This window comes from Kitasatospora sp. NPDC059571, from assembly GCF_042735675.1.
Classification (GTDB): Bacteria; Actinomycetota; Actinomycetes; order Streptomycetales; family Streptomycetaceae; genus Kitasatospora.
Map to the genome: position 1 here is coordinate 1 of NZ_JBHWBW010000697.1, position 2759 is coordinate 2759.

Genomic DNA, 2759 nt, shown 5'->3' on the forward strand with positions numbered 1-2759 from the left:
CGTCAACGTCCTATGGGCCCTGATCCGTGACCGACGGTGCTACCAGGTCACACCGCCAGTCACCGCCACCGCTTGACAACGACATTAGGAAGCGTGGACGGGGCAGTACGGCGGCCGGTAGGGCCGCTGCGGGCCCCGGACCGGGCGCAGGTCGGCGTGCCAGCGGCCGTCGATCACGCCGCGGTGCAGGTCGAACAGGCGGTTGGTGCCGCCGAGCAGGGTGCGGCGGTAGGCGGCCACCACCGGGGCGTCCGGGCCGACCAGGGTGTCCACCACCTCCTCCACGAAGCACATCGGGCAGCCGTAGGCCAGGATGGCGCCGCCCTCCGGCCGGACGCCCTGCATCATCAGCGCCCCGCCCGGGGCGACGCCCAGCACCAGCTGCTGCGGCGGCGCGGCGCCGGTCGCCGTCCGCAGCACCTCCTCGCGCAGCACCTGCGGATCGGTGCGGCGCAGCCGCCGCATGACGGTGAATCCCACCACCAGGTTGGCCAGCCAGAGCGCGGCGGCCGCGAAGGCCGGCCAGAGCAGCCAGCCCGGGCCCGAGGTGAACGCCCGCCACAGGGCGGTCCCCTCGGCCACCGCGAACACGGCGACGGCCGGCCCGGACAGCGGCGGGCGCCCCGCCAGGATCGCCAGCACCGCGTAGATCAGGACGACCGCCACGGCGATGTCCACGACTGTGCCCATCCGTCCCCCCTCGGCCTCGACCGGCCCGGCGCGCGGTCACCGTAAGGTTGCCCGCGGCACGGCATTTCGAGACGGGAGACGACGCATGAGTGTGGACATCCGGCGGGACGGCAGCGCGGGGCGGATCGTGCTGGACCGCCCGCGGGCGCTCAACGCGCTGACCCACGGCATGCTGCTGGAGATCGACGCCGCGCTGCGGGCCTGGGCCGGTCACGACGAGGTCGCGGCGGTGGTGCTCACCGGCGCCGGCGAGCGCGGGCTGTGCGCGGGTGCGGACATCCGGGCGCTGCACGACGACGCCAAGGCGGGCGGCGAGGGCGCCCGGGCGTTCTTCCGGGACGAGTACCGGCTCAACCACCTGATCTCGCGCTACCCCAAGCCGTACGTGGCCGTGATGGACGGGATCACCATGGGCGGCGGCGTCGGCCTGTCCGCGCACGGATCCGTCCGGGTGGTCACCGAGCGCTCGGCGGTGGCCATGCCGGAGACCCGGATCGGGCTGATGCCGGACGTCGGCGGCAGCCGGCTGCTGGCCCTGGCGCCGGGCGGGCTCGGCACCCATCTGGCGCTCACCGCGCGGTCGATGGGCCCGGGCGACGCGCTGCTGTGCGGGTTCGCCGACCATTTCGTCCCCTCCGCCGCGCTGGCGGACTTCACCGCCGCCCTCGCCCGCACCTCACCGGCCGAGGCGCTGGCCGCGTACGCCGCCGAGGCGCCGGCCGCCGCCCTCGCCGCGCAGCGCGGCTGGATCGACGAGTGCTACGCGGCCGACACGGTGGAGGAGATCCTGGCCCGGTTGGACGCCGCCGGTGAGCCGGAGGCCAAGGAGGCCGCCGAGGAGATCCGCGCCAAGTCGCCGACCGCGCTGAAGGTGACGCTGGCCGCGCTGTGCCGGGCGCGGACGCACGGCTCGCTGGCCGAGACGCTGGAGCAGGAGTACCTGATCTCCTGCGCGGCGCTGGAGTCGCACGACCTGGTGGAGGGGATCCGCGCCCAGGTGGTCGACAAGGACCGCAACCCGCGGTGGCGCCCGGCCTCCCTCGCCGAGGTCGGCGAGGCCGACGTCGCGCGGTACTTCACCGGTGCGGACGTCCTGCGGCTCGACCGGGAGTGATCACCGTCTCGGCTGGCGAGACTGGCGCACCGACCGGCCGGTCGGCAATGGTGTCACCGTGAGGGCGGGCCGCCAAGCCACGCGCAACGAAGGGAATCAACGACGATGACCGAGTACGAGACGATCCTGGTCGACCGCAAGGGCCGGGTCGGCATCATCACGCTCAACCGGCCGAAGGCGCTCAACGCGCTCAACACGCAGGTGATGAACGAGGTGGTCGCCGCCGCCACCGCGTTCGACCGCGACCCGGAGATCGGCTGTCTGGTGATCACGGGCTCGGAGAAGGCCTTCGCGGCCGGCGCCGACATCAAGGAGATGCAGGGCAACCGCTTCCCCGACGTCTACCTGGACGACTGGCTCGGCCCGTGGGACCGCCTCGGGCAGCTGCGCAAGCCGGTGGTCGCCGCGGTCGCCGGCTTCGCCCTCGGCGGCGGCTGCGAGCTGGCGATGCTCTGCGACATCCTGCTCGCCGCCGACACCGCGAAGTTCGGCCAGCCGGAGATCAAGCTCGGCGTCATCCCCGGCATCGGCGGCTCGCAGCGCCTCACCCGGGCGATCGGCAAGGCCAAGGCGATGGAGCTCTGCCTGACCGGCCGCATGATGGGCGCCGAGGAGGCCGAGCGGGCCGGCCTGGTCTCCCGGATCGTCCCCGCCGCCGACCTGCTCGACGAGGCGATGGCCGTGGCGGAGACCGTCGCCGCGATGTCCGCCCCGGCCGCGGTGATGATGAAGGAGAGCGTCAACCGCGCCTTCGAGACCACCCTCGCCGAGGGCGTCCGGTTCGAGCGCCGGCTGTTCCACGCCGCCTTCGCCACCGCGGACCAGAAGGAGGGCATGGCGGCCTTCGCGGAGAAGCGCGCCCCGGAGTTCCGCAACGCCTGACGACCGCTGACGGCCCGTCGGCCGGCTGGACGGGGGGGGGGCGCGGCCGGGGGGGGCGCGGGCGAGGTGGCCC

Annotated in this window: 3 protein-coding genes; 2 read left to right on the forward strand and 1 reads right to left on the reverse strand. The window is 74.3% G+C overall.

Annotation, left to right across the window (positions count from 1 at the left end):
* Positions 1-84: 84 nt before the first annotated feature.
* Positions 85-690 (reverse strand): hypothetical protein, encoded by a 606-nt coding sequence (locus tag ACFV0G_RS37970; protein WP_380557987.1) that lies wholly within the window; start codon positions 688-690, stop codon positions 85-87.
* Between the two features lie 85 nt (positions 691-775).
* Between ACFV0G_RS37970 and ACFV0G_RS37975 the strand changes: the two genes are divergently transcribed.
* Complete coding sequence (locus ACFV0G_RS37975; RefSeq protein ID WP_380557991.1) at positions 776-1804, forward strand: enoyl-CoA hydratase/isomerase family protein; 1029 nt, start codon at positions 776-778, stop codon at positions 1802-1804.
* Positions 1805-1909: 105 nt separating this feature from the next.
* Positions 1910-2686: an enoyl-CoA hydratase gene (locus tag ACFV0G_RS37980; RefSeq protein ID WP_380557994.1), complete on the forward strand. Its 777-nt coding sequence runs from the start codon at positions 1910-1912 to the stop codon at positions 2684-2686.
* The last annotated feature ends 73 nt before the right edge of the window (positions 2687-2759 follow it).